The organism is Microbacterium testaceum StLB037 (genome assembly GCF_900104345.1).
GTDB lineage: Bacteria > Actinomycetota > Actinomycetes > Actinomycetales > Microbacteriaceae > Microbacterium > Microbacterium testaceum_A.
Genome location: NZ_FNJN01000006.1, coordinates 122,494 through 142,084, shown reverse-complemented (window position 1 = coordinate 142,084; position 19,591 = coordinate 122,494). Strand labels below are relative to the sequence as shown.

The 19,591-nt window shown below is 67.6% G+C and carries 25 protein-coding genes; 4 read left to right on the top strand and 21 right to left on the bottom strand.

Annotation, left to right across the window (positions count from 1 at the left end; all coding sequences use genetic code 11):
* Window positions 1-16: 16 nt before the first annotated feature.
* Window positions 17-955, top strand: a complete 939-nt coding sequence (locus BLS25_RS13545; RefSeq protein WP_176786377.1) for a response regulator transcription factor — start codon at window positions 17-19, stop codon at window positions 953-955.
* A 92-nt stretch (window positions 956-1,047) separates the two neighbouring features.
* On the opposite strand, the gene BLS25_RS13540 is transcribed toward BLS25_RS13545, so the two are convergent.
* On the bottom strand, window positions 1,048-2,517 hold the full coding sequence (locus tag BLS25_RS13540; RefSeq protein WP_056226312.1) for a glycosyltransferase family 2 protein: 1,470 nt from the start codon (window positions 2,515-2,517) through the stop codon (window positions 1,048-1,050).
* A gap of 143 nt (window positions 2,518-2,660) precedes the next feature.
* On the opposite strand from BLS25_RS13540, the gene BLS25_RS13535 reads away from it, so the two are divergent.
* A complete protein-coding gene (locus BLS25_RS13535; protein ID WP_056226309.1) occupies window positions 2,661-3,740 on the top strand; it encodes a hypothetical protein in 1,080 nt (359 codons plus the stop codon).
* Window positions 3,741-3,755: 15 nt separating this feature from the next.
* Here the strand turns inward: BLS25_RS13535 and BLS25_RS13530 are convergent, their stop codons facing one another.
* The gene (locus BLS25_RS13530) at window positions 3,756-4,553 is read right to left on the bottom strand and encodes a hypothetical protein (RefSeq protein ID WP_056228290.1); all 798 of its coding nucleotides are present in this window, start codon (window positions 4,551-4,553) and stop codon (window positions 3,756-3,758) included.
* A 180-nt stretch (window positions 4,554-4,733) separates the two neighbouring features.
* Here BLS25_RS13530 and BLS25_RS13525 point away from each other — a divergent pair, with 180 nt between their 5' ends.
* Together BLS25_RS13525 and BLS25_RS13520 are read left to right on the top strand one after the other, a co-directional pair.
* Complete coding sequence (locus tag BLS25_RS13525) at window positions 4,734-6,401, top strand: sensor histidine kinase (RefSeq protein ID WP_081349851.1); 1,668 nt, start codon at window positions 4,734-4,736, stop codon at window positions 6,399-6,401.
* Window positions 6,401-7,516, top strand: coding sequence for a hypothetical protein (locus tag BLS25_RS13520; RefSeq protein WP_056226306.1), 1,116 nt, complete (start codon window positions 6,401-6,403; stop codon window positions 7,514-7,516). The genes BLS25_RS13525 and BLS25_RS13520 overlap by 1 nt, the downstream gene beginning before the upstream one ends.
* Here the strand turns inward: BLS25_RS13520 and BLS25_RS13515 are convergent, their stop codons facing one another.
* From BLS25_RS13515 to rpsH, 19 genes are all read right to left on the bottom strand, one after another.
* The gene (locus BLS25_RS13515; RefSeq protein WP_074696435.1) at window positions 7,517-8,155 is read right to left on the bottom strand and encodes a hypothetical protein; all 639 of its coding nucleotides are present in this window, start codon (window positions 8,153-8,155) and stop codon (window positions 7,517-7,519) included.
* A 113-nt stretch (window positions 8,156-8,268) separates the two neighbouring features.
* On the bottom strand, window positions 8,269-8,961 hold the full coding sequence (locus BLS25_RS13510) for an endonuclease/exonuclease/phosphatase family protein (protein ID WP_074696433.1): 693 nt from the start codon (window positions 8,959-8,961) through the stop codon (window positions 8,269-8,271).
* A gap of 69 nt (window positions 8,962-9,030) precedes the next feature.
* On the bottom strand, window positions 9,031-9,888 hold the full coding sequence (gene truA / locus BLS25_RS13505; protein WP_056226297.1) for a tRNA pseudouridine(38-40) synthase TruA: 858 nt from the start codon (window positions 9,886-9,888) through the stop codon (window positions 9,031-9,033).
* Window positions 9,889-9,991: 103 nt separating this feature from the next.
* Entirely contained in the window at window positions 9,992-10,555 is a 564-nt protein-coding gene (gene rplQ / locus BLS25_RS13500) for a 50S ribosomal protein L17 (protein ID WP_056226294.1), read from the bottom strand.
* Window positions 10,556-10,597: 42 nt separating this feature from the next.
* Window positions 10,598-11,587 (bottom strand): DNA-directed RNA polymerase subunit alpha, encoded by a 990-nt coding sequence (locus BLS25_RS13495; RefSeq protein ID WP_056226291.1) that lies wholly within the window; start codon window positions 11,585-11,587, stop codon window positions 10,598-10,600.
* 178 nt (window positions 11,588-11,765) lie between these two features.
* On the bottom strand, window positions 11,766-12,164 hold the full coding sequence (rpsK, locus tag BLS25_RS13490) for a 30S ribosomal protein S11 (RefSeq protein ID WP_013583990.1): 399 nt from the start codon (window positions 12,162-12,164) through the stop codon (window positions 11,766-11,768).
* 36 nt (window positions 12,165-12,200) lie between these two features.
* Complete coding sequence (rpsM, locus tag BLS25_RS13485) at window positions 12,201-12,575, bottom strand: 30S ribosomal protein S13 (protein ID WP_056226287.1); 375 nt, start codon at window positions 12,573-12,575, stop codon at window positions 12,201-12,203.
* A gap of 143 nt (window positions 12,576-12,718) precedes the next feature.
* Window positions 12,719-12,835 carry a 50S ribosomal protein L36 gene (gene rpmJ, locus BLS25_RS13480; protein WP_005050492.1) on the bottom strand — a complete coding sequence of 39 codons (117 nt, stop codon included), beginning with the start codon at window positions 12,833-12,835 and terminating at the stop codon, window positions 12,719-12,721.
* Between the two features lie 61 nt (window positions 12,836-12,896).
* Entirely contained in the window at window positions 12,897-13,118 is a 222-nt protein-coding gene (infA, locus tag BLS25_RS13475; RefSeq protein WP_013583992.1) for a translation initiation factor IF-1, read from the bottom strand.
* Window positions 13,119-13,259: 141 nt separating this feature from the next.
* Entirely contained in the window at window positions 13,260-13,964 is a 705-nt protein-coding gene (locus BLS25_RS13470; RefSeq protein ID WP_056226285.1) for a DsbA family protein, read from the bottom strand.
* Window positions 13,964-14,803 (bottom strand): type I methionyl aminopeptidase, encoded by an 840-nt coding sequence (gene map / locus BLS25_RS13465; RefSeq protein ID WP_074696431.1) that lies wholly within the window; start codon window positions 14,801-14,803, stop codon window positions 13,964-13,966. Before map ends, BLS25_RS13470 begins: the two co-directional genes overlap by 1 nt.
* 1 nt (window position 14,804) lies before the next feature.
* Complete coding sequence (locus tag BLS25_RS13460; protein WP_056226282.1) at window positions 14,805-15,401, bottom strand: adenylate kinase; 597 nt, start codon at window positions 15,399-15,401, stop codon at window positions 14,805-14,807.
* On the bottom strand, window positions 15,398-16,720 hold the full coding sequence (gene secY, locus BLS25_RS13455; RefSeq protein WP_056226277.1) for a preprotein translocase subunit SecY: 1,323 nt from the start codon (window positions 16,718-16,720) through the stop codon (window positions 15,398-15,400). The genes BLS25_RS13460 and secY overlap by 4 nt, the downstream gene beginning before the upstream one ends.
* 109 nt (window positions 16,721-16,829) lie before the next feature.
* A complete protein-coding gene (gene rplO / locus BLS25_RS13450; protein WP_074696429.1) occupies window positions 16,830-17,363 on the bottom strand; it encodes a 50S ribosomal protein L15 in 534 nt (177 codons plus the stop codon).
* The gene (gene rpmD, locus BLS25_RS13445) at window positions 17,363-17,548 is read right to left on the bottom strand and encodes a 50S ribosomal protein L30 (RefSeq protein WP_013583998.1); all 186 of its coding nucleotides are present in this window, start codon (window positions 17,546-17,548) and stop codon (window positions 17,363-17,365) included. The genes rplO and rpmD overlap by 1 nt, the downstream gene beginning before the upstream one ends.
* Window positions 17,548-18,228, bottom strand: coding sequence for a 30S ribosomal protein S5 (gene rpsE, locus BLS25_RS13440; protein ID WP_056226274.1), 681 nt, complete (start codon window positions 18,226-18,228; stop codon window positions 17,548-17,550). The genes rpmD and rpsE overlap by 1 nt, the downstream gene beginning before the upstream one ends.
* Window positions 18,225-18,584: a 50S ribosomal protein L18 gene (gene rplR, locus BLS25_RS13435; protein ID WP_056226271.1), complete on the bottom strand. Its 360-nt coding sequence runs from the start codon at window positions 18,582-18,584 to the stop codon at window positions 18,225-18,227. Before rplR ends, rpsE begins: the two co-directional genes overlap by 4 nt.
* Window positions 18,585-18,586: 2 nt before the next feature.
* Entirely contained in the window at window positions 18,587-19,123 is a 537-nt protein-coding gene (gene rplF, locus BLS25_RS13430; RefSeq protein WP_056226268.1) for a 50S ribosomal protein L6, read from the bottom strand.
* Window positions 19,124-19,129: 6 nt separating this feature from the next.
* Window positions 19,130-19,528 carry a 30S ribosomal protein S8 gene (gene rpsH, locus BLS25_RS13425; protein WP_013584002.1) on the bottom strand — a complete coding sequence of 133 codons (399 nt, stop codon included), beginning with the start codon at window positions 19,526-19,528 and terminating at the stop codon, window positions 19,130-19,132.
* Window positions 19,529-19,591: the final 63 nt, after the last annotated feature.

The window sequence follows — 19,591 nt, the reverse complement described above, 5'->3', positions numbered from 1 at the left end:
CGGAAGAGTGGGTGACATGAGCGACAGCACCGAGATGCTGAAGACAGCCGTGATCGTGGAAGACGATCCCGATATCCGCCACCTGCTGGTCGAGGTGCTCGAATCAGCGGGCTTCTCCACCGTGTCCGTCGGCAACGGGATCGACGGGGTGCGCGCGGTCATCGCCTATCAACCGCTCATCACCACGCTGGACGTGAACATGCCCGGCATCGACGGCTTCGAAGCCGCGCGCCGGATCCGCCAGCAGAGTGACACCTACATCATCATGCTCACCGGTCTCGAAGAAGAGGCCGACGTGGTCCTCGGTCTCGGCGCCGGCGCCGACGAATACGTCGTGAAGCCCTTCCGCCCGCGCGAGCTGCGCGCGCGCATCGAGGCGCTGCTGCGTCGCCCCCGGGGCGGAGAGTCGGCCGTCTCGTCGGCACCGCGCCAGGACAGCGTCGGCCCGTCCTTCCCGGCGGGCCGCTCCGAGGTCCCCAGCGTGCAGCCCGCCGCCACCGGTCCCACGGCGGCCGTCATCGTCCCGTCGTCGCAGGGACCGGAGCCTCGACAGGCCGCTCCGGGCGGAGAGGTCGTCCCGCGGTCGGCACCGGGAGAGCTCACTCCGACCGGCGGCGCCTGGGTCGCGCACCGCGACCTGCTCCTCGACCCCGACAGCCGGCTCGTCCGGGTCGGTGGGGAAGAGCTGGAGCTCACGCGGACCGAGTTCGACCTTCTCGCGACCCTCATGGAATCGAAGCGACGCGTCCGCAGCAAGGCCGATCTCACCCTCGTGCTCCGCGGGGAGTCCTACGTCACGAGCTATTTCGTCGGCGAGGCGGACAAGCGCGCGATCGAGGCGCACATGACGAACCTGCGTCGCAAGCTCGGCGACAACCCCGCGAACCCGCGCTACATCGAGACCGTTCGCGGAGTGGGCTACCGGCTCACCTCCGAGCTGCTCGCGACGCCCTGACGCTCCGCGCATACAACGGATGCCTCGACCCTCCCCAGGGCCGAGGCATCCGTTTTCTCTGATGCGTTCGGGCGTATCAGACCGGGTGTCCGTCAGACCTTGAACCCGTGGTGGCGACGGACGAGCTTGGAGAACATGAGGAGCGTCTGGAGGACGGTCACGACGCCGACGATCGGCCAACCGATCCACAGGATCGACGACTGCACCATCGGACCGACCATCACCCAGATCACGGCGAGCGCGATCGCGACGGCGACCAGCACGACCATCGGGGTCCAGTGGCCGAGACCGCCACCGCGTTCGGCCTTGGCCTGCATGGCCCAGTTGTCGACCTTCTTGCGCGAGAGGAATCGGGTCCAGGAGCGCACGAAGTGGCTGATGCGGATCCACATGAAGATCTCGGCAGGGAAGAACAGGACGGCGAAGAGCACGTCCGTGCGATCGACGTTCTTCATCGTGCGGGCGATGCGCAGGTTAAGCAGCATCGCGATCACCGGCGGGATGAGCCACAGCGGCGAGAACACGAAGGCGCCGATCGAGAGCGAACCCGCCAGCAACGTGAGGAAGGCCACGCGGACGAAGAGGTTCGTGAGCATGCCGAAGTTCTCGAACCAGCGCAGGCGCAGGTTGGGGTGGAACGGCTGGCCCTTCGTATCACCGCGCTGGCCCGGCCACATCAGCTCGATGGCACCGTAGGTCCACTTCACCTGCTGGGCGTCGTAGCCGGAGAGGGTGGTCATGCCGCCCACGTCGGCGCGGGCGTACGGGCTGATCTTCGTGAGGTAGCCCGCGCTCTTGATCTGCAGGGACAGCAGCGAGTCCTCGACCTCGGAGTCCTTCACCCAGGGGGTGGACTGGTGGTTCTGCTTCATCGCGTCGCGCAGGGCGTTCGTCGAGAAGATCGAGAACTGCCCACCGAGCACGGCCATGTTTCGGCCGCGGAGCATGTTCTGCAGGTTGAACGCCGCGAACTGCGTGCGCTGACCCGCGGTGAGGAACCGCGCGACGAGACCCTTGATGGGCTTGTCGTCGATCGTGTAGATCGCCGAGATACCACCGATGCGCGAGTCCGAGATCGCCTCGGTCTCGAGGTACTCGACGGCCTTGGAGTCGGCGATGGTGTCACCGTCGACGCCGAGGAGGTAGTCGTACCCCTCGACGAGCGAGTAGCCGTAGTTGAGCGCGCCGACCTTCTTGTCGGGGTTCTTCCCGATGTCGTGCACGAAGACCTCGGTGAACTGCTCGCCGAGTTCGGTGTGCAGCTCGTGCGGTCCGCTGAACTCCGACGCGATCTTCACCGTGGCATCCGAGGTGTTGTTCACGACAACGTGGATGACGTCGGGCACACGGGTCTGAGCGAGGAGGGCCTCGATCACGTCCGCGATCGACTCCTCCTCGTTGTAGGCCGGGATGACGCAGCCGATGGTGGACCGGTGCACGGAGGTGTTCTCCAGCACGGCCGCGAAGTCGTCGGCGAAACCGTGCTCACCCGCGGCCTCGAGCGCACCCTGGTGCATGTCGAAGTCCCTCGTGTGGGGGGTGAAGCTGCGCGCATCAGTCATGGCGGTGTCTTCCTGTCGGTTCTCGCGGCGTATCGGCCGAGTCCTACTCTGATAGGTTCGCCGCAAGACGACCGCTGTACACGACCACCGTCGCCGCAAGATTTGCTCAAGATTGCGGCGGCACCCGAAGGAGACGTCCGTCCGTGATCGTCCTCGCCCTGCTGGCATCCATCGCCGCCGCGGGAGTCGCCCTCACGATGCTCTTCCTGGCCCACGGTCGACCCGACGACGATCGGGGCGGAGAACGCGCCGACATGGTCCGGTACTTCGGTATGTCGGCGATCGCCGCCCTCGTGTGCGGGGCGATGAACGTCATGGAGACCGCGTGGGACTCGGTCGCCGCCGCGGCCGCCGGGAACGCGACCAACATCGTGGCGGTCGGACTGCTGTGGGCCGGCGCACGTCGATTGAACGGTCGACGTGCGATCGGCGCCGTGAGCACGGGCGCCGGCGGCATCCTCCTCTTCGGCCTGACCTTCCTCGTCCCCCTGGACGACGCGACTCTCCTCAAGACGGCCGGTCTCGTCGTGTTCTCGGCGCTGTGCGCGCTGGAATGCGCGCGCCCACCGGTCGGGCAGCTGGGCGGGGCCCGGCTCCTCTCCTGGACGTTGAGCCTCTACGCCGCCTACAACCTCGCCCGCCTCACCGTCGCCGCCGCCTTCGGCATGGGACCGCTGCTTCGGCCCGGGCCGGTATCGGCTGAGACCACGGCGGCCGTGAGCGCGGTCGCGATCGCCCTGGTCTCCGTGGGCGCCGTCTGGGTCGGTCGGCAGCTCGACGACGACCCCGCGCCCGGAACGCGGGCCTTCGCGCGGGGAGCCCTCCGCCGTGAGACCAGTCGCCTGCTCTCGGAGCACGCCATCATCCGCGCGACCCTCGTCCGCGTCCCCGAGATCGACCTGATCCGCGCCGCCCACAGCGGCGAGCGGGGAGAGACGATGCTGCGCACCGTGGCCGACGCCGCGATGGATGCGGTGCCCGGTGCCGTCACCGGGATGCCGGCGCGCGACACGGTGTTCGTCGTCGCCCCCGCGGCGACGGACGCAGCCGGGGTCGAGGAGTCGCTGCGCAACGCCTTCGCGCGCCGGATGCCGTCGATCGATTACGACGACGTCCCCGATCTCGCCTTCGAGCACCATCTGCTCAGAGACGTCGACGACCTCTCGTGGCTCATGGAGAGCCGGCGGTCGCGACCGCGTCGGACGCAGTCCGGAAGCGACTGAGTCCGACGCGTAGGGTCAGCCCTGGTTGGTCGTCTGTCCCCAGCCGGGCGCGCGTCCGTTCGTGCTCGATGTGCCCGTGCTCTGCCCGTTCGTGGACTGTCCCTCGTCGGCGAAGATCGCGATCGGGAGGTACTGGTAGACGGTCTGCTGGCTGAACGAGGTGTCGGTGTTGGCCGTTCCCTCGACGGCGACGTTCAGCGCGAACTCCAAGGTGATGCCGTAGGTGTCCGTCGGAAGCTGCCGGATCGAGGTGGTCGGCACGAGAAGACCACCCTGGAAGCTGTTCAGAAGCAGTCCCCGGTCGGAGCGCAGGGTGTCGGAGGGAACCAGGGTCCGCGGGTCGGCGCTGAACTGGAAGGGACTCGACACCTGGCCGCTGGTCTGCGCGGTCTGCGAAGTGATCGAGATGGACGAGACGTAGACGCGACGCTTCTGGGCGAGGACGGCCTTCTCGTCCACGCGGTTGTCGACGATGTTGACCGCGAACCCGAGCTGCTTCTCGTTGGTCGCGGTCCACTCCATCGTCCGCTTGGGATCGACCGCCCAGACGTCGAGGCGCAGCTCGAGGCCGTCCGCGACTTCCGACGTCAGACGCACGGACCCGTCGTAGGTGAACTGCGAGTCGAAGGGCTTCGTGCCCGCCGACGACTGCGGCACGGGTGTGGGGACGACCACGGAGGCGTTGCTTCCGGCCTGTCCGGGGAATTGTCCGATGGCGTCGGCGATCTGGCTGCAGCCGGACAGCATCGTCGGGACGACGAGGGCGAGGGCGACGGCGGTTGCGGCTACGCGTGCACGACGGCGAGAGGGCATGCTCACAGGTATCTCCTGAGGAACGAGCGCGAAACGCGCGAGAGGTCGATGATCGACCATCACGCTGCAGGATGCAGGCCTCAGGGGGAGTCTGACCGGGCGACGCGATCGGGATCACGCGCGGCGAGCAGAGACAGGATGGCGCGCAGAAGACTACACCACTCTCTATACACTCGGAGAATGGCATCCTTGAGGAGCGTCCCCCCGGCGGTTCCTCCGGAGGGCATTCCCGACGACGACACGACGAATCCGGGCAGTCGCACGCGTTCGGTGTGGCTCCTGCAGTTGGTGCTGGGCGCGAGTGTGGTCATCACGGTGCTGCTGGTCCAGGCTCTCGAGCCCTCCCTCTTCTCGCTGTGGCCGTTCTCGTCCGGTGTGGGCGTCATCATCGCGCTCACGGCGATCGCCATCGTGGTGCCCTGGCAGAAGTTGCCTCGGTCGGCGGTCGCCGCGATCCCGTTCGGCGACATCATCGGCATCGGTCTGCTGAGCTTCGGAACCGACCTCCGCTTCGGTTTCTTCTGGGTCTTCCCCATCATCTGGATCGCCACCCACTTCACCCTCGTCTACCTGATCTCGGCGATCAGCGCGGTCGGCGTCATCATCGTCGTAGATGCCACGGTGCACGCGTCCGGCCCGGTGACGGCGCTCCGACTGATCGTCGTCCTCCTGTCGCTCGCCTTCATCGCCATCACGTCGTTCCTCTCGGCCCGGCAGACGAGGGCGTTCAAGCAGCTGCTGCGACGGCAGGCCAGCCGTCTGCAGGGAACTCTCCAGCGCGTGTCCGGTCAGGAACGGCGCGTCTCGCAGATGCTGAACGGGCTCGACACCGGCATCGCGCGCCTGTCGGTGGACGGCGAGGTGCTCGCCCTGAACGACACCTACGTCGCCCTCTACGGGGTCGAGCGCGACGAACCGCAGCGCCCCGGGTCGGCTGTCGAATACGCGACGCTGAGGGGCGAGCCCCTGCCCGAGGCGGAGCGACCCTTCGCGCGCGCGTCGCGGGGCGAGCAGTTCGACGACGAGCGTGTGTGGCTGTTCGATCCGCACGGGGAGTGGCACGCCCTGTCCGCCTCGACCCGACGACTCATCTCCTCAGACGAGCCCGAGAGCACGCTGCTGATCGTGCACGACATCACCGCACTGATCGAGTCGGAGCGCGCCCGTGAACGCCTCGCCGCCACGGTGTCCCACGAGCTGCGCAACCCGCTGACGGCGATCATCGGACACGCGGATCTCGCCCTCGACGATCCGAACCTGTCCCCCAAGGTCCGGGAGCAGCTCGAGGTGATCGCTGGCGCCGGCGAGCGGATGCAGAAGCTCATCTCCGAGATCCTCGCGACGTCTCGAGGTGTGTTCCGCGAAACCTCCTCCCCCGTCGCCGCCGACGCGAGTCGGATCATCGCGTCGTCGCTGGCGTCGTTCCGCCCCGCGGCCGCAGCGCGTCGGGTGAGCGTCGTGGACGATCTGCCGGAATCGGCCGAGGTCGGAGGAGACGCCTTCCGTCTCCGCCAGGCGTTCGACAACATCCTGAGCAATGCCATCAAGTACACCCCGGCGGGGGGAACGATCCGCATCTCGGGCGAGGTCTCGGAGGAGGACGTGATCCTGAACTTCGCGGACACGGGGATCGGCATCCACCCCGATGACCTCGAGCGCGTCTTCGATCCGTATTTCCGCGCGCAGTCCGTCCGCGAGAGCCCCACACCCGGGACCGGGCTCGGAATGGGCATCATCCGCAGCATCGTCGAGGATCAGGGCGGTTCGCTCTTCCTCGAGAGCGAGCTGGGCGCAGGCACGACGGTCACGGTGATCCTGCCCGCCCGCGCCGAAGCCGGAGCCGCCTGATGCCGTCGGACGTCCTGTCCAATCTCGGTTTGGCGCAGGCGACGGTCGCGACCCTCGGGACCGTGATGATCATCGGGTTGGGCTTCTTGCACCGTCCCTCCCGATCCGCGCTGCTGTGGTCGCTGGCGTTCGTGTTGGCGATGTCGAGCACCTGGGTCTCGGTCACCGGGGCGATCCTCGAGGACGAGACCGTCCGTCGCGCCGGCCTCGGTCTCATGCTGGGGGCCCCCGCCCTCATCTGGTCGGGCTTCCGTGCGCGTCGCGGGGCGCGCGCCCTTCCCTGGGTCGGGGCCGCCCAGGCCGTGGCGACGGCGCTCGTGTTCGTCCTCGTCACCGATCTCAGCGCCTACGGTCTGGTGTTCCGCTTGGCGTTCGTCGGCTCCTCGGTCTTCGCGGGTCTCACCGTGTGGGAGTTGCGTCTCGCCGCCGACCGCCTTGAACGCTTGGCGCTCCCCCTGACGGTCGTCTCGGCCGCCTTCGTGGCGCTGGGGGTCGGGACGCTCATCTCGGGGCTCGCCGCGCCCACGACGCTGGGCGATCTCGAGCTGCCGCGAGTCCTCAACGGGCTGGGGATGCTGATCTTCCTCGTGTGCGCCACGGTCTCACTGCTGTATTTCACCTCGGTCTCCCCGAGTGGCCGACGCGCGGCATCGAGCTGGCCGCACTTCGTCGTCACCGCCACCGACCGCCTGTCTCGCGCGGAGCGCGCGCACGAGGAATCGTGGGCCGTCTTGAGCGTCCGCCTCGACGACCCCGCCCAGCTGCGCAGTGCTGCGGGCGAGAGCGGTTGGCTCAGCCTGGTCGCGCAGTTCGAGGCGATCGTGGCCGATACCTTTCCCGCCGAGGCGGACTTGGGCCGGGAGATCCGCGGCCGCGTGGTGGTCGTCGTCTCCCGTCCGGACTCGGTACTCCGCGAGCACGTGCGCTCCGTCCTCCGCCGGGTCACCGAACTCGACGTCTCCGCCTTCATCGACATCCAGCTCTCCGCGAGCGTCGGATGGGTTCCGGCGGCGACCGGCGGTTACGATCTGACCTCGCTCATCGCCGCAGCGGACGCGGCGGCCGGGGAGGCGACGCGCCACGGCGGCGACCGGTGGGAGCGCGTCAGAGCCTGATCAGCCGCCGGTGCCGGCGTCTCCGCCACCCGCGATCGCCACGGTGAGCGAATCGCTGGCCGTCTGCTTCGCGAACTCGTTCGACGTGGGGGTGGTCTGAACCAAGAACTCGAAGGTGAACTGAAGGGTGACGAATGTCGCCTCCGCCGGAACCTCTCCGACGTTGAACGTCTGCGAGTAGCTGTACGGCGAGAGGACCAGGTAACCCGGAGCATCCGTCTGGTCGCTCTGGGGCGAGAGCGCCGCGAACGACTGCGACGCGTTGCCCGGTACCGCCGTCATCGTTGCCCGCTGCAGGTACACCTTCTGCCCGTCGTTGGGCGTCACCGTCGTCTCCATCGAGAGGTTGACGGGCTTGAGAGCTGTCGCCGTCCAGCGGTCCATCGAGAGCGTGGACCAGTAGTTCACCGTGGCGGCGACGGATCCTGCCGTGAGCGAACGTTGCGTGGACCCGCTCGACAGGTCGTTGCGGACGGGCTGCGGGGCCGTCGTCATCGTGGCCGTGGGCGACGCGGACACGGGCGCTTGACCGCCACCCTGAGCCCACGGAGGAGCTCCGCACCCGGTGAGACCGAGGACGGCCGTCACCGCCACGGCCGTGACGAAAACCGCTCTGCGGCGACGCGCTACGAGACGCATGAATCCTCCCCCGGACCTTTCCCCCCAGTGTAGGTGGCGTGGAGGCGGGTACCGCCGACCACAGGTGCTGGCCTCGTCGGCGCCGGCGGCGCGGGATTCATCGCCGTACCGGTTCACGACGCCGCGAAGCTGTGGCCCTGCGTCACCTCTGCGGTGATGAGGATGGGCAGGTGGTCGCTGAGCCCCTGGGGCAGCGTCTTGATGTGCGCGATGTCGAACCCGATCGACGTCGCGAAGTCGTAGTGGCCCCGGAAGAAGCGGTAGCGGGTGTACGTGCGGGCATCGCTGAGGGTGAGCTCGTACCCCTGGTCTCGCACTTTCTGCCCCAGGTTCTCTTTGAACACCGGGTAGTTGTAGTCGCCCACCATCAGCGCGGGCAGACCGGGGCCGAGGTTCTGCAACTCGGCCAGAGCGGTGCGGATCTGGTGGCGGCGCAGGGAGTTGAGCGCGGTCAGCGGCGCCGCGTGGAACGACGCGACGATGACGTCGCGCCCGCCGTCGATGTCGCGCAACCGCACGCCCAGCATGCGCTCCTCCGCGGGCTTGAGGACGTAGTCGTGCAGGGACTTCTTCAGCCCGATGGCACGGACCTCTTCGGCGCGGAAGGTGTTCTCGCGGTAATAGACGGCGAGACCCAGGCGGTTGCGCTGAGTCGCCTCCGCGAGCCGGAGACCACCGATGTGCTCGGGGATGTCGGTGGAGTCGCACTCCTGCAGGCAGAGCACGTCGACCTCGTGCGTGTCGACGAGGGCGACGAGCTCACCGGCGGCGCGGTGCTTGTTGAGGTTGTACGAGATGACCTTCATGGCCCACACAGCATACGACCGGCGTCGAAGAGCGGGGCGAGGGTTGCGCTCACGCCGCCCGAGGCGGATTCAGGATGCCGCGTCGTCGGCGTCGCGACGGTTGCGCGTCTGCTCGGCCCGCGCGGCGAGTAGGTCATCGGCGGGGTAGCCGACCTCGGCAAGCACGAGACCGCGGGCTGCCAGCACCTTGGTCTCTGGAATGCGCAGGCGCGCGTCCCGGATGGCGACGACGTCGTCGACTCCGATCCGCCCCTCCCCCACGGCGACGCACGCGCCGACGAGGGCGCGCACCATGCTGTGGCAGAACGCGTCCGCGCGCACGTTGGCGACCAGCACACCGTCGTCACCGCGCCGCCAGTCGTATTCGAGCAGGGTCCGGATCGTCGTGGCCTCCTCGCGCGCTTTGCAGTACGCGGCGAAGTCGTGAAGTCCGATCAAGCGCCCCGCGGCGGCATCCATCGCCTCGACGTCGAGCGTGCTTCGCAGTGTCGTCGTCCGCAGCCGGTCGAGGGGGTCGTAGCCGGTCGTCGCGTCGGCCAGACGGTAGCTGTACCGGCGCCAGACGGCCGAGAATCGTGCGTCGAACCCTTCGGGGGCGATCGAGGTGCGACTCACCGTCACGTCGGGATACGCACCGAGGACTCCCCGCACGCGGCCGGCGAGGGAGGCGACGGCATCCCCCTCGTCGTTGTCACGCCTGCGGCGGGGCAGACGGGCCGCCTGCTCCTCGTCGAGGTCGAGATGCGCGACCTGCCCGCTCGCGTGCACACCTGCATCGGTGCGCCCGGCCACGATCAGTCGCGGTGAGCCCCCGACGATGCGCTCGAGCGCGGTCTCGAGATCGCCCTGCACCGTGCGCAGCCCGGGCTGGCGGGCCCAGCCACGGAAATGCGAGCCGTCGTAGGCGATGTCGAGACGGATGCGCACGCCTCCAGCCTACGAGCGCCGAGGGGCGCTCGCGAACGCGAGCGGGCGACAACGACGAAGCCCCCACCCTGATCGGGTGGGGGCCTCGTACGAGCGAGAAGGCTCAGGCCTTGGCGTCGTCCTGGACGGCGTCGTCGGCGGCGGCCTCGGCGGCAGCGCCCTCCTCGGGCGACTCGGCGCCGGCCTCGGCGGCCTCGTCGTTCGAGGTCTCCTCAGCAGCGGTCTCGTCGGCGGTGGGCTCCTCGGCGGCGGCCGGGGCGGCAGCGGCGGCGGGGGCCGCAGCGGCCTTGTTCGACGCCTTCTTCGCGACGGGCTCGAGCACGAGCTCGATCACGGCCATGGGGGCGTTGTCGCCCTTGCGGTTGCCGACCTTGGTGATGCGGGTGTAGCCGCCGTCACGCTCGGCCACCAGGGGCGCGATCTCGGTGAAGAGGGTGTGCACGACCTCTTTGTCGCCGATGACGCTCAGCACGCGACGACGCGCGTGGAGGTCGCCACGCTTGGCGAAGGTGATGAGGCGCTCAGCGAGCGGGCGGAGGCGCTTGGCCTTCGTCTCGGTCGTCTTGATCGACTTGTGCGTGTAGAGGGCTGCCGCGAGGTTCGCGAGAAGCAGACGCTCGTGGGCCGGGCCGCCTCCGAGGCGGGGACCCTTCGTGGGCTTGGGCATGTCTTATTACTCCAGGAGAAGGTTCGGTCGGGTCCGACGGGGTCAGACGGTTTCTTCGTCGTAGCCGCTGTAGAACTGGGCGCCGTCGAAACCGGGCACCGAGTCCTTGAGCGACAGGCCGAGGGAGGTGAGCTTGTCGCGCACCTCGTCGACCGACTTCTGACCGAAGTTGCGGATGTTCATCAGCTGCGTCTCGGAAAGGGCGACCAGCTCCGAAACGGTGTTGATTCCCTCGCGCTTGAGGCAGTTGTACGAGCGGACCGACAGATCGAGGTCTTCGATCGGCATCGACAGCTCGTTCGAGAGGACGGTCTCGACCGGCGCGGGGCCGATCTCGATGCCCTCGGCCTCGACGTTCAGCTCGCGGGCGAGGCCGAAGAGCTCGACGAGGGTACGACCGGCGGAGGCCACGGCATCGCGCGGGGCGATGGAGGCCTTCGACTCGACGTCCAGCACCAGCTTGTCGAAGTCGGTGCGCTCACCCGCACGGGTGGCGTCGACGCGGTAGCTGACCTTGAGCACGGGCGAGTAGATCGAGTCGATCGGGATCTGACCGGCCTCGGCGTACTCATTGCGGTTCTGGGTCGCCGAGACGTAGCCGCGGCCACGCTCGATCGTCAGTTCGAGCTCGAACTTGGCGGTGTCGTTGAGCGTCGCGATGACCAACTCGGGGTTGTGCACCTCGACACCCGCGGGAGCGGAGATGTCGGCGGCGGTGACCTCACCGGCGCCGGTCTTGCGCAGGTACGCCGTGATGGGCTCGTCGCGCTCGCTCGAGACGACCAGCTGCTTAATGTTCAGGATGATCTCGGTGACGTCTTCCTTCACGCCCGGGATGGTGCTGAACTCGTGCAGGACGCCGTCGATGCGGATGCTCGTGACGGCCGCGCCGGGGATCGACGACAGGAGGCTGCGACGCAGCGCGTTGCCGATCGTGTAACCGAAGCCGGGCTCCAGCGGCTCGATGACGAAACGGCTGCGGAACTCCCCGATCTTCTCCTCGGTCAGAGTGGGACGCTGTGCGATGAGCACTATGTGTTCCTTTCGATCACGTGCCCGCTATATGACACGTGTAATGGGGTGAGGTGTTGAGTTGTACTCGCGGGATGCCAAGTGACCTCGACGGTCGCTCGGGGCATCCGGAAGTCTGAATCGCGCGGGAGCGCGGCGTTCCCGGGGAGTGACGAGCACTCCCCGGGAACGAAACGCATCAGACGCGGCGACGCTTGGGCGGACGGCAGCCGTTGTGGGCCTGCGGCGTCACGTCCTGGATCGAGCCGACCTCGAGGCCGGCCGCGGTGAGCGAACGGATCGCGGTCTCACGACCCGAACCCGGACCCTTCACGAAGACGTCGACCTTCTTGACGCCGTGCTCCTGCGCCTGGCGAGCGGCCGACTCCGCGGCCATGCCGGCGGCGTAGGGCGTCGACTTGCGCGAGCCCTTGAACCCGACACCGCCGGACGAAGCCCAGCTGATGACGGCACCCGAGGGGTCGGTGATCGAAACGATGGTGTTGTTGAACGTCGACTTGATGTGGGCCTGACCCACGGCGATGTTCTTCTTTTCCTTGCGGCGCGGCTTGCGCGCGGCGGACTTGGCCTGTGCCATGTGCGTTCTCCTGAATCCTGACGCTCAGCCCGCGGCTTAGCGCGCCTTCTTCTTGCCGGCGACGGTGCGCTTGGGACCCTTGCGGGTACGCGCGTTCGTCTTCGTGCGCTGACCGCGCACCGGGAGGCCGCGGCGGTGGCGCAGGCCCTCGTAGGAACCGATCTCGACCTTGCGGCGGATGTCGGCGGCGACCTCGCGACGGAGGTCACCCTCCACCTTGTAGGTGCCTTCGATGTGGTCGCGCAGAGCGACCAGCTGGTCGTCGGTGAGGTCCTTGACGCGGATGTCCTGGCTGATGTCCGTTGCGTTCAGGATCTCGACGGAGCGGGTGCGACCCACGCCGTAGATGTAAGTAAGTGCGATCACCACGCGCTTGTCGCGCGGGATGTCGACGCCGGCGAGACGTGCCATGCGGCTCTCCTCAGAGTGTCGTGGAGGTGTGGAGCAGGATCGGTGCTCGGGCCTCCGACCCGAGGTGTCCCCCATCCGCCTTCGCGGACGGGATCTGATCCTGCCGTTGTGTATTCAGTTGGAAAAGGTGTCGAGCTGGAAGCTCAGCCCTGGCGCTGCTTGTGGCGCGGGTTGCTCTTGCAGATCACCATCACGCGCCCGTGACGACGGATCACCTTGCAGTGGTCGCAGATGGGCTTGACGGAGGGGTTGACCTTCATGATGTTCCTGATTTCGCTGTCTTCGAGACCGCGGAAGCGGCTCGTTACTTCTCGGCCGGACTCAGCGGTAGCGGTAGACGATACGACCACGGGTGAGGTCGTAGGGGCTCAGTTCGACGACGACGCGGTCCTCCGGGATGATGCGGATGTAGTTCTGCCGCATCTTGCCCGAGATGGTCGCGAGCACTTTGTGCCCGTTCGTCAGCTCGACACGGAACATCGCGTTGGGCAGTGCTTCGGACACCGTGCCCTCGATCTCGATGACACCGTCTTTCTTCGCCATAAACTCGCTCACGCTCAGTTGCAGACCGGCCGGTCTGCGGTGGATGGGGATTCGGTGCTTCGACACGCCAATGAAGGCGCAACGCACCAAAGATCAAGCATACGTGGTATCGCCTGACCCGGCAACTCGCCGGGAGTGTCGTCAGCCGTTGAGGCGGGCGACGATGTCCTTCTGCGGGTCGCCGGACAGGTCGGTCTGGTTCTGCAGGACGGTGCCGTTGACGGCGATCGTCGGCGTGGCCACACTGGTCGCGTTCGGCTGCAACGGGGTCTTCTGCGTCATCGCCGTCACGAACTTGGTGTACGTGCCCGACGTGATGCAAGAGGACACGGCATCCGATGCTCCCGCTGACGTCGCGATCGAGGCGAGGGTCGCGTCATCGAGGCCCGCGGTGTTCTCCTTGGGCTGCTGGGCGTAGAGCGCCTTCACGAACGCCGGGATGTTCGCGGAGTTGTCCACCGCGACGCAGTACGCGGCGTTGGCCGCACGCGTCGAGTACTGGGTGCCCTGCGAGAGACGGTCGAGGATGGCGATCGGGTGGATCTTCAGCGTGATCGTGCTGTCGTCGACGAGCTGTTGCAGGGTCGGGCCGTACGCCTGCTCGAACGAGTTGCACACGGGGCACATGAAGTCGATGTAGGTGTCGACGGTCTTCTCACCCGATCCGACGGAGATCGCACCGGTCTCGGTGTCGACCGCGGAGGCCTGCGGCAGCGTGCCGGGCGAGGTCGCCTGGCTGTTGGCGAACCACACCACTCCCCCGACGATCAGGACCACGACCAGAGCGGCGGCGGTCACCCCGATCGCGAACCAGTTGGTGGTCTTCCGCGCGGCGGCCATCATCATCAGTCGATCTCCTTCGGCACCACACCGAACGGCGCCAGTTTCTCGGCACCGCCGTCATGCGCGGTGAGGACCCAGATGCCTCCATCATGCACGGCGACACTATGTTCCCAATGGGAGCCGGCCGTGCCGTCGACGGTCGAAACGGTCCACCCATCGTCCTCGGTGAACGTCTCCTGGTCGCCGATGACGACCATGGGCTCGATCGCGACGGCCAGGCCGGGGCGCACCTCGGGTCCGCGGTCCGGAACCGCGTAGTTGAAGATGCTCGGCGACTCGTGCATCTTGCGGCCGATGCCGTGACCCACGTAATCGCGCAGGATGCCGTAGCCCCCCGCGGGCGCGTGCTCCTGGATGTACTGCTCGATGGCCGCACCGACCTCGGCGAGGTGGCTGGCGCGGCTGAGCGCCGCGATCCCCGCCCACAGCGATCCCTCGGTCACCTCGGACAGTCGCCGACGCGGTGCCACGAGTTCTTCGGGCGCCTCTCCCGGCACGATCATCGTGAAAGCGGAATCGCCGTTCCATCCGCGGAACTCCGCTCCCGCGTCGATCGAGAGGATGTCACCCGCCTGCAGAGGACGATCGTTCGGGATGCCGTGGACCACCTCCTCGTTCACGGAGGCGCAGATGGTGTGCCGATAGCCGCGCACCATCTGGAAGTTGGACACCGCTCCGCGCGCCGTGATCAGCGCGGACGCCGCCGCATCGAGCTCGAGCGTCGTGACGCCCGGCGCGATCAGTGCGCGGACGGCATCCAGTGCATCGGCGGTGATGAGTCCGGGTTCGACCATCGACCGCAGCTGCGCGGGCTTCTTGTAGATCGAGGAGCGCAACCCCACGTCAGGCGGCCGGTGTCGCGGCGATGCCGCGCGCTTCGAGAGCAGCGAAGATCCGGGCCGTGACCTCGTCGAGGCTGCCCACCCCGTCGATCTCGTCCACGATGCCGCGCGTGCCGTAGACATCGAGAATGGGGGCCGTCTCGCGCTCGTAGATCCCCAGACGGGTCGCGATCGCCTCTTCGGTGTCGTCGGCGCGGCCCTGCTCGGCGGCGCGGGCGGTGAGACGCGACAGCGACTCCTCTCGGGGCACCACGAGCGCGATCACGGCATCGAGGGACTCGCCGCGGCCCTCGAGGAACTCGTCGAGGTGCATGACCTGCGCGAGGTTGCGGGGGTACCCGTCGAGGAGGAATCCCTCGGCGGCGTCGTCCTGCGCCAGACGGTCGCGTACGACGGCGCTGGTCAGCTCGTCGGGAACGAGGTCGCCCCCATCGATGATGGACTTCACCTGTAGGCCGAGCTCCGTGCCGTCCTTGACGTTGGCGCGGAACACGTCACCCGTGGAGACGACCGGGATGCCGAGGGCGTCGCCGACGCGGACGCCCTGGGTTCCCTTGCCCGAGCCCTGCGGCCCGACGATCAGAAGGCGAGCGGTCATCGCAGCAGCCCTTCGTAGTGGCGCTGCTGAAGCTGCGCGTCGATCTGCTTCACCGTCTCGAGGCCGACACCCACGATGATGAGGATCGAGGCTCCGCCGAAGGGGAAGTTCTGGTTGGCGCCTACCGTGGCCAGCGCCACCAGAGGCAGCAGCGCGATCAGACCGAGGTAGATCGAGCCCGGCAGCGTGATGCGGGTGAGCACGTAGTCGAGGTACTCGGCGGTGGGGCGACCGGCGCGGATGCCCGGGATGAACCCGCCGTACTTCTTCATGTTGTCGGCGACGTCGACCGGGTTGAACGTGATCGCCACGTAGAAGTACGCGAAGCCGATGATCAGGAGGAAGTACACGAGCATGTACAGCGGGTGGTCGCCACGCGTCAGGTACTGGGAGATCCAGGTCACCCACGGGGCCGGCTCCTGGCCCGCCTGCGGCTGGTTGAACTGGGCGATGAGCGCCGGGATGTACAGCAACGACGAGGCGAAGATAACCGGCACGACACCGGCCATGTTGACCTTGATCGGGATGTACGTGTTCGTGCCGCCGTAGGTGCGGCGTCCGACCATGCGTTTGGCGTACTGCACCGGGATTCGACGCTGCGACTGTTCGACGAACACCACGAGGGCGACGATCACGATGCTGACGGCGAGCACGAGGAGGAAGACCTCGACGCCGCGGGCGTTGAGGATCGAGATCATCGCGCCGGGGAACGTGGCGGCGATCGAGGTGAAGATGAGGATCGACATGCCGTTGCCGACGCCGCGCTCGGTGACGAGCTCGGCGAACCACATGACCAGGCCGGTGCCGGCGGTCATCGTGATGATCATGAGCAGCTGCGCCCACCAGATGTCGTTGGTGAGGAGCTGCTGGCACTCGGGCACACCGGCGGAGCCGAAGAGCTGGCCCGAGCGCGCCACCGTGACGAGCGTCGTCGACTGCAGAAGAGCGAGCGCGATCGTGAGGTAGCGGGTGTACTGCGTGAGCTTGGCCTGACCCGCCTGGCCCTCTTTGTAGAGGGTCTCGAAGTGCGGGATGACCACGCGCAGCAGCTGCACGATGATGGTCGCCGTGATGTACGGCATCACCCCGAGGGCGAAGATCGACAGCTGCAGCAGAGCGCCACCGGAGAACAGGTTGACCAGGGAGAGCAGACCCTCGGTACCACCCGACTGGTTCAGACACTGCTGAACGTTCGGGAAGTCGACGAAGGGCGTCGGCACGTGGGCACCCAGCCGGTAGATGGCGATGATGCCCAGCGTGAAGGCGATCTTCCGCCTCAGGTCGGGCGTGCGGAAAACCCGCGCGATGGCGCTGAACAAGGGAGATTCCTCCAGAACGATCTCGGCACGCGACGGGGCGCACACCAAATCAGACTAACCCAGAAGGGGCCGACGGCCGTAAGGCCGCCGGCCCCTCCAGGGTCGGGCGTCAGTTGACGGAGCCGCCAGCGGCGACGATCTTCTGCTCAGCGGAGCCGGAGACCTTGTCGACCGAAACGGTCAGCGCGACCGAGATGTCGCCGGTGCCGAGCACCTTGACCTTCTCGTTCTTGCGGACGGCGCCCTTCGCCACCAGGTCGGCGACGGTCACGTCGCCACCCTGCGGGTAGAGCTCGCCGAGCTTGTCCAGGTTCACGACCTGGTACTCGACGCGGAACGGGTTCTTGAAGCCGCGGAGCTTCGGGGTGCGCATGTGCAGCGGCATCTGCCCACCCTCGAAGCCGACCTTGACCTGGTAACGGGCCTTGGTTCCCTTGGTACCGCGACCCGACGTCTTACCCTTCGAGCCCTCACCGCGACCCACACGGGTCTTGGCGGTGCGGGCGCCCGGGACGGGACGCAGGTGGTGGACCTTGAGCACGCCGGGGCGCGCCGCGGGGGCTTCCTTCTTCTCGGCCGTCTTACGAGCCGATGCCTTCTTCGGGGCGTCGACCGTGGCGGTCTCGTCCTTCTTGGCAGCCATTAGTCGATCTCCTCAACCTTGACGAGGTGGGCGACGGTCTTGACGTAACCGCGCGTCTGCGCGTCGTCGGGACGGACGACCGAGTCGCCGATCCGCTTGAGACCGAGCGAACGCAGCGTGTCACGCTGGTTCTGCTTCTCGCTCACCTTGGACTTGATCTGCGTGACCTTCAGACGCTCGGCCATCAGGCACCTACCTTCTGAGCGGCGGCCTCGGCGCGCACGAGGCGGGCCGGGGCGACCTGGTCGAACTCCAGGCCACGGCGGGCGGCCACGGCGCGGGGCTCCTCGAGCGACTTCAGCGCCTCGACGGTCGCGTGCACGATGTTGATCGTGTTCGACGAGCCGAGCGACTTCGAGAGGACATCGTGGATGCCGGCGCACTCGAGGACGGCGCGGACGGGACCACCGGCGATAACACCGGTACCGGCAGCGGCGGGGCGCAGGAGCACCACACCGGCAGCGGCCTCACCCTGGACGGGGTGGGGAATGGTCGAGCCCGAGCGGGGGACGCGGAAGAAGTTGCGCTTGGCCTCTTCGACACCCTTCGAGATGGCGAGGGGGACTTCGCGGGCCTTGCCGTAACCGACACCCACGACGCCGTTGCCATCGCCCACGACGACGAGCGCCGTGAAGCTGAAGCGACGGCCACCCTTGACCACCTTCGACACGCGGTTGATCGTCACGACGCGCTCGAGGAACTGGCTCTCGTTGCGGTCGCGCGAACCACGGTCGCGCTGGTTGGTGTTGCGCTCGCGACCACCGCGACGCGGCTCGCGCTCACGCTCGGCGGGGGCCTGAGCCGCAGCCGCACCCTCAGCCGGTGCAGTCTGCTCGGTCACTTCGGTCTCCTTGTTGTCACTCACAGGTTCAGCCCTCCTTCGCGAGCTCCGTCGGCGATCGCGGCGACACGACCGGCGTAACGGTTACCGCCGCGGTCGAACACGACGTCGGACACGCCGGCGGCCTTCGCACGCTCGGCGACGAGCTCGCCGACCTTGCGGGCCTTGGCGGTCTTGTCACCGTCGAAGCCGCGCAGGTCGGTCTCGAGGGTGGAGGCGGAGGCCACGGTGTGGCCCTTGCTGTCGTCCACGACCTGGACGAAGACGTGGCGAGCGGAACGCGTCACCACGAGGCGGGGGCGCAGCTCGGTACCGACGATCTTCTTGCGAAGACGAAGGTGGCGACGCGAGCGAGCGACGGACTTTGTCTTGACAGCCATGGCTACTTACCACTCTTTCCGGCCTTGCGGCGCACGACCTCGCCCGCGTACCGCACACCCTTGCCCTTGTAGGGCTCGGGCTTGCGGATCTTGCGGATGTTGGCGGCGGCCTCGCCGACGGCCTGCTTATCGATGCCGCTCACGGTGACCTTGTTGTTGCCTTCGACCGTGAGGGTGATGCCGGCGGGCGGGTCGATCAGGACGGGGTGCGAGAAGCCGAGGGCGAACTCGATCGAGCTCCCCTTCTGCGCCACGCGGTAACCCGTACCGACGACCTCGAGGCCCTTGGTGTAGCCCTCGGTGACACCGATGATGTTGTTGTTGATGAGAGTGCGGGTCAGGCCGTGGAGCGACCGCGACTCGCGCTCGTCGTCCGGACGCGTGACGAGAACCTGGTTCTCTTCGACCGCGACCTCGAGGGGCTGGGCAACGGTGAGCGCGAGCTCGCCCTTGGGGCCCTTGACGGAGACCTCCCGGCCGTTCACCGAAACGGTGACACCGGCGGGGATGTCGATGGGAAGACGTCCAATACGCGACATGTCAGATCACCACACGTAGGCGAGAACTTCTCCGCCCACGCCCTTCTGCTCGGCCTGACGGTCGGTGAGGAGACCGGAGGAGGTGGACAGGATGGCGACGCCGAGGCCACCGAGGACCGTGGGGACCTCGGTCGACTTCGCGTACACGCGGAGGCCGGGCTTCGACACGCGCTTGATGCCGGCGATCGACCGCTCGCGGTTCGGGCCGTACTTCAGCGTCATGTTGAGGGTCTGGCCGACGCGAGCGTCTTCGACGCTCCAGTCGGCGATGTAACCCTCCTGCTTGAGGATGGCGGCGATGTTCGTCTTGAGCTTGGAGCTCGGCATCGACACGGAGTCGTGGTGCGCCGAGTTCGCGTTGCGCAGACGGGTCAGCATGTCTGCGACCGGGTCTGTCATCGTCATGTGTTGCTTCTTTCGATCATGAGGTTTCGACTGCCGTTACGCGACAGTCGACCTTCTATGAGG

Bases quoted from the DNA above. Each gene is read 5' to 3' on its own strand.
- BLS25_RS13545 (WP_176786377.1), top strand. From the start codon at position 17: ATGAGCGACAGCACCGAGATGCTGAAGACAGCCGTGATCGTGGAAGAC.
- BLS25_RS13540 (WP_056226312.1), bottom strand. From the start codon at position 2,517: ATGACTGATGCGCGCAGCTTCACCCCCCACACGAGGGACTTCGACATG.
- BLS25_RS13530 (WP_056228290.1), bottom strand. From the start codon at position 4,553: ATGCCCTCTCGCCGTCGTGCACGCGTAGCCGCAACCGCCGTCGCCCTC.
- BLS25_RS13525 (WP_081349851.1), top strand. From the start codon at position 4,734: ATGGCATCCTTGAGGAGCGTCCCCCCGGCGGTTCCTCCGGAGGGCATT.
- BLS25_RS13520 (WP_056226306.1), top strand. From the start codon at position 6,401: ATGCCGTCGGACGTCCTGTCCAATCTCGGTTTGGCGCAGGCGACGGTC.
- BLS25_RS13515 (WP_074696435.1), bottom strand. From the start codon at position 8,155: ATGCGTCTCGTAGCGCGTCGCCGCAGAGCGGTTTTCGTCACGGCCGTG.
- BLS25_RS13510 (WP_074696433.1), bottom strand. From the start codon at position 8,961: ATGAAGGTCATCTCGTACAACCTCAACAAGCACCGCGCCGCCGGTGAG.
- rplQ (WP_056226294.1), bottom strand. From the start codon at position 10,555: ATGCCCAAGCCCACGAAGGGTCCCCGCCTCGGAGGCGGCCCGGCCCAC.
- rpsK (WP_013583990.1), bottom strand. From the start codon at position 12,164: ATGGCACAGGCCAAGTCCGCCGCGCGCAAGCCGCGCCGCAAGGAAAAG.
- rpsM (WP_056226287.1), bottom strand. From the start codon at position 12,575: ATGGCACGTCTCGCCGGCGTCGACATCCCGCGCGACAAGCGCGTGGTG.
- rpmJ (WP_005050492.1), bottom strand. From the start codon at position 12,835: ATGAAGGTCAACCCCTCCGTCAAGCCCATCTGCGACCACTGCAAGGTG.
- infA (WP_013583992.1), bottom strand. From the start codon at position 13,118: ATGGCGAAGAAAGACGGTGTCATCGAGATCGAGGGCACGGTGTCCGAA.
- BLS25_RS13470 (WP_056226285.1), bottom strand. From the start codon at position 13,964: ATGATGATGGCCGCCGCGCGGAAGACCACCAACTGGTTCGCGATCGGG.
- BLS25_RS13460 (WP_056226282.1), bottom strand. From the start codon at position 15,401: ATGACCGCTCGCCTTCTGATCGTCGGGCCGCAGGGCTCGGGCAAGGGA.
- rplO (WP_074696429.1), bottom strand. From the start codon at position 17,363: ATGGCTGCCAAGAAGGACGAGACCGCCACGGTCGACGCCCCGAAGAAG.
- rpmD (WP_013583998.1), bottom strand. From the start codon at position 17,548: ATGGCCGAGCGTCTGAAGGTCACGCAGATCAAGTCCAAGGTGAGCGAG.
- rplR (WP_056226271.1), bottom strand. From the start codon at position 18,584: ATGGCTGTCAAGACAAAGTCCGTCGCTCGCTCGCGTCGCCACCTTCGT.
- rplF (WP_056226268.1), bottom strand. From the start codon at position 19,123: ATGTCGCGTATTGGACGTCTTCCCATCGACATCCCCGCCGGTGTCACC.
- rpsH (WP_013584002.1), bottom strand. From the start codon at position 19,528: ATGACGATGACAGACCCGGTCGCAGACATGCTGACCCGTCTGCGCAAC.